Source organism: Psychrobacter communis (assembly GCF_014836505.1).
GTDB lineage: Bacteria > Pseudomonadota > Gammaproteobacteria > Pseudomonadales > Moraxellaceae > Psychrobacter > Psychrobacter faecalis.
Map to the genome: position 1 here is coordinate 1 of NZ_JACSQR010000062.1, position 4,607 is coordinate 4,607.

4 protein-coding genes are annotated in these 4,607 nt (G+C 44.2%); 3 read left to right on the plus strand and 1 reads right to left on the minus strand.

Annotation, left to right across the window (positions count from 1 at the left end):
* Window positions 1-322: 322 nt before the first annotated feature.
* The 3 genes from sppA (at window position 323) to H9653_RS12140 (ending at window position 3,252) form a co-directional block, all read left to right on the plus strand.
* Complete coding sequence (sppA, locus tag H9653_RS12130; RefSeq protein ID WP_191692556.1) at window positions 323-1,375, plus strand: signal peptide peptidase SppA; 1,053 nt, start codon at window positions 323-325, stop codon at window positions 1,373-1,375.
* Between the two features lie 126 nt (window positions 1,376-1,501).
* Complete coding sequence (locus H9653_RS12135) at window positions 1,502-2,389, plus strand: alpha/beta fold hydrolase (RefSeq protein WP_191692557.1); 888 nt, start codon at window positions 1,502-1,504, stop codon at window positions 2,387-2,389.
* 74 nt (window positions 2,390-2,463) lie between these two features.
* Window positions 2,464-3,252: a CPBP family intramembrane glutamic endopeptidase gene (locus H9653_RS12140; protein WP_225211762.1), complete on the plus strand. Its 789-nt coding sequence runs from the start codon at window positions 2,464-2,466 to the stop codon at window positions 3,250-3,252.
* Between the two features lie 98 nt (window positions 3,253-3,350).
* On the opposite strand, the gene dusA is transcribed toward H9653_RS12140, so the two are convergent.
* On the minus strand, window positions 3,351-4,322 hold the full coding sequence (gene dusA, locus H9653_RS12145; RefSeq protein ID WP_191692558.1) for a tRNA dihydrouridine(20/20a) synthase DusA: 972 nt from the start codon (window positions 4,320-4,322) through the stop codon (window positions 3,351-3,353).
* Between the last annotated feature and the right edge of the window lie 285 nt (window positions 4,323-4,607).

Genomic DNA, 4,607 nt, shown 5'->3' on the forward strand with positions numbered 1-4,607 from the left:
TGCTGAATAAGTCATAATCTTTTTACTTTTCATTTATTTTAAAACTACTGTACCACTTTTATAAAGGCTCTACTATATCCTTATAAAATACCTCGCTCCTATAAGCTGTCGCCTTTATAATATCAAGCTATTTCACAGTTCTGCTATTGAACCATGAGCGAAATGCCACCATACTTAGTAGCTTATTCAACTTTATCAAAGCGCTAAAAAACGCAATTGTCTAAGTAAATATCTTTATTGCGGTTTTATTAATTTTTTGCTTTATTAAGTTCTAACACTATTTCTTTCATCGTTTTACATTGTTTCTGACTTAGGAAGTTATATGCCCAACTGGCCACCAGACCCTAACAAACGTCCTGACAACTCGGCAAATCAGCCAACGCCGCTGCAGCAAAATCAGCCGAGCGGACAAGAGTGGCGACTGCTTGAAAATACGTTATTGGCCAGTGTGGTTGAGCAGCGCCGCGCCCGTCGCTGGAGTATTTTCTTTAAGCTATTGACCTTTGGTTATATTTTATTGATATTTTTGACCATTGGTCGCGGTTGTAGTACTAAAACACCGTCCGGGCTTGAAGGCGTGGATACCAGTAAGCCGCATTTGGCGGTGGTTGAAATCCAAGGAACGATTAGTAGTGGTGATGTCGCCAATGCTTACGATGTTAATGAGGCCTTAACGCGCGCTTTTGAAAACAGTAATGCCAAAGCCGTGGCGCTTGACATCAACTCGCCCGGCGGCTCACCCGTACAGTCTGATGAAATCTGGCAGACGATGATGGATTTGCGTCAAGAATATCCTGACAAAAAACTCTACGCGGTGATTGGTGATATGGGTGCTTCGGGCGCTTATTATATCGCCTCAGCTGCGGATGAGATTTATGTCAATCCATCAAGCTTAGTCGGTTCGATTGGCGTGATTATGCCAAGCTATAATATCGAAGGCTTAATGGATAAATTTGGCGTTAAAGACCGCACCATTACCGCAGGCGAGTATAAAGACATCTTAAGCTTGTCACGTCCGCTCACTGATTATGAAGAGCAGCACGTCGAAAAAGTTTTGGACAATACTCATAAGCACTTTATCAATGCGGTCAAAGAAGGTCGCGGCGATCGTCTAAAGAATCCTGAGGAAAATAAACTGTTTTCAGGGCTGTTTTGGACCGGCGAGCAGTCGATTGAGCTGGGCTTAGCTGACAAAAAGGGCAGTATTTCGACTTTAGAGAAGAAGCTGAAGCTCGATAACGTCGTCAATTATACGCCGACCGACCCATTTAGCTTGTTTATGGATCGCTTTGCCGTTAAGTTAGGCGCCGGTCTTGGCTCAAGTATCAAGCTTGATGTGTTACCGCAAGAAGAGGGTCAAGCGCAGATGCGCTAAGCGCTTTATATTTTATATTTAATGTGTATGATTGTTAAGGCTGAGTATATGATTATGCTCAGCCTTAATTGTATATAAATTTCGATTATTATAATAAACAGCTATTTAAATTACTGAGAGCTTGTCATGAGTGCCATTAATCCACAGACCTTTGCGTCACTACCCAAGTCTAAGATAACTCAAAAACCTGTCATTCATTTTGCCCATGCCAATGGTATGCCAAGCGCCGTTTATGCGCCGTTTTTTGCCCCGCTTGCTGAATTTTTTACCATTGAATATATCCCTATGCTGGGTAATACGCCCGATTATCCAGTAGATAACCATTGGCAAAGCCTGACCCAGCAGATTATTGATAGCGTTAAACGCACGTGTGAGCAGCATGGCGTGAGTCAGGTGGTGGGTATCGGTCATTCGCTTGGTGCCATGTGTACTATGCAGGCGTTATACCGTGCGCCGGAGATATTTGCGCAAGCGGTGCTGATGGATCCACCATGGATTTATGGCAAAGTCAGCCTGCTCTGGCATTTGGCCAAAACCGTCGATAGATTACCGCTGATGAATAATCGTTTGATGGATAAGCTGTCGCCAGCGGGCGTGTCTAAGCATCGCCGTGATGTTTGGGATAGCCGCGAAGACGCCTATGATAAGCTGCGTCATAAGGGCTTTTTTAAAGATTTCGATGAGCGTAGTTTTCAAGGCTATATCGAGCATGGTTTACATGAGCGTGCGGACGGCAAAGTAACCTTGGCAATCCCTAAAGCTAGCGAAGTCGAAGTGTTTCGTACCAACCCGTCATGGTATTGGCTGACCCCAAACCGTGCGCCTAAACCGCCAGTGACGCTTATCATTGGTGAAGACAGTATCTTTCTTAAGCGCCGCTTCCCGCAGCAAATCAAATCACGCCTTACTATCGATTATGAAACCCACGCCGGCGGTCATATGTTCCCGCTTGAGCACCCAGAGTCGGTGGCGCGTCAAGTGCTTGAGCTTATCAAAAAGCAGTTGCCAAAATAAACGATGGTTGTGAATCCTCGAGGTTAGGATAAATGTAATGTGAGCAGCTAGCACACTTTTTTGAGTGACGATTTATGCTAAAAAAAGCGACCACCGTATCTATTAAGACCACATCATCTAAACCTGCGCCGCTATTTTCAAGCTTGGGTGCATTGCTGTTAGTCATAGGCATGGTAGTGACGTTCTTTATCAGTCAATTAATCGGCGTCTATATTGCAGGCAAAATGGTATTGCCCGCTACTAAGAATGCCACTATGGGCGATATTTTCTTTTTTGGTAGTAATGATGGTACGGTGGTTAGTCTTTCTATCATTATTGGCTGTATCTTACTGGTGGCAGTCAGCGTTTTATTGATTCGGGTGAGGGGCGGCAATGTAAAACAGTATCTAGCGCTCAAGCCGTTTTCATGGTCGGTTGGCATCGGTATGTTAGGGTTATTGCTGATATTTATGATTGGTAGTCAAGCGTTAACTTACCTACTCAATGAATCACCGTTGGTCTTCGTCGACCCTTTATATCAGTCTGTCAGCTCAGTCTGGTTATTGATATTTGCCATGGTGATTGTCGCGCCGATTTATGAAGAGCTTATATTTCGTGGATTGTTATGGTCGGCTATTGCTGAGCAGTTCTCAAACGTACCTAACGCAGAGCATCGCGGCGCATTAGTTGCAAGCCTAGTGACCAGCGTGATATTTGCGGTAATTCACTTGCAATATGGTATTTATGAAATCGGCACCATTGTGGTATTGGCATTGATATTTTGCTACGCGCGTATCAAATCAGGCTCGCTACTATTACCGATGCTGCTACATATTATTAATAATGGCGCCGCGATGGCGCAGTATTTAGCGGAAATTAGTTAAAGGTTTATATATAAACGTCAAATAGCTAATTGATGAATGTCTTTATCAACTAGCTATGCCCCCATTAGCTGTTATTTTATGTTTATAGTGATTGATGACTAAGCATTTGGATTTAAGGCTAAGACTTCTTCAGCGGCTCGTTTAATATCATCAATTGTTAGCTGCGGTTTACCGCTCAATGCCTGTCGCCACTTGCGCGCACCTGTTAAGCCTTGAAACAACCCTAAATAATGCCGTGTCATCGTTGGTAGTGCTTCACCTTTAGCGATTTGTTTTTCTAGATAAGGGTACAATTGTGCCAAAATATCCGAGCGCTTAGGAATCGGCGCGCCCCATAAACTGTTGGCTTCTGCCATTAGGTACGGATTGTGATAAAACGCCCGACCAATCATCACGCCGTCGACATGCTGTAAATGGGCTTTAATATCGGCAACCGTTTCGATACCGCCGTTAATTTCTATATCAAGCGTTGGAAAGTCTTGTTTGAGACGGTAAACATCATCATAACGTAATGGCGGTATTTCGCGATTTTGCTTGGGGCTCAAGCCCTGTAGCCACGCCGTACGGGCATGAACAATAAAGCGCGTACAACCTGCCGCTGCGACTTTTTCGACAAAATCTACCATAAACTCATAACTATCAAAATCGTCGATACCAATACGATGTTTAACGGTCACCGGAATATCGACCGCTGCCTGCATGTGCTTGACCAAATCAGCAACCGTCTGCGGCTCTGCCATGAGGCAAGCGCCAATTTTATTGTGCTGGACGCGATCAGAGGGGCAACCGACGTTGATATTGACCTCATCATAGCCATGCTGCTGCGCAAATTGGGCACATTGGGTCATCTCGCTAGTATCGGCACCGCCAAGCTGTAGCACCAGTGGATGCTCAAGCGTATCAAAGCGCAGATGCCGCGCGCGATTACCATGGAGCAGCGCACCAGTACTAATCATCTCGGTATAAAGATAAACGTGCGGATTAAACAGCCGTGCAAAGTAGCGATAATCTGTCGTTGTCCAGTCGATCATTGGCGCAACAGAGAGTCGTTTGTTGGTCATATCAACCATTAGGGTAAAGCCTCGTTATTATGCAAGCATATAGTAGGTCGTTTTAAAATCGTTATACCAGTCTCACGTCGATATTAATCAATTTGCTAATTTTATTGCGAACCGAACATACTTTTACGTGCATTTTTAAATGTGTTTAAAAGGAGAATAGATAAAGCGCCATGAGTGTTATTTTCATGACGCCTTTTGATTATTCTATCTATATAAGTCTTGGATTCAACATCGAAGTGCAACGCACCCGAAGCTAGATTTTACCTCAAGCGGTGTTCTAAACCCTAGCACCTT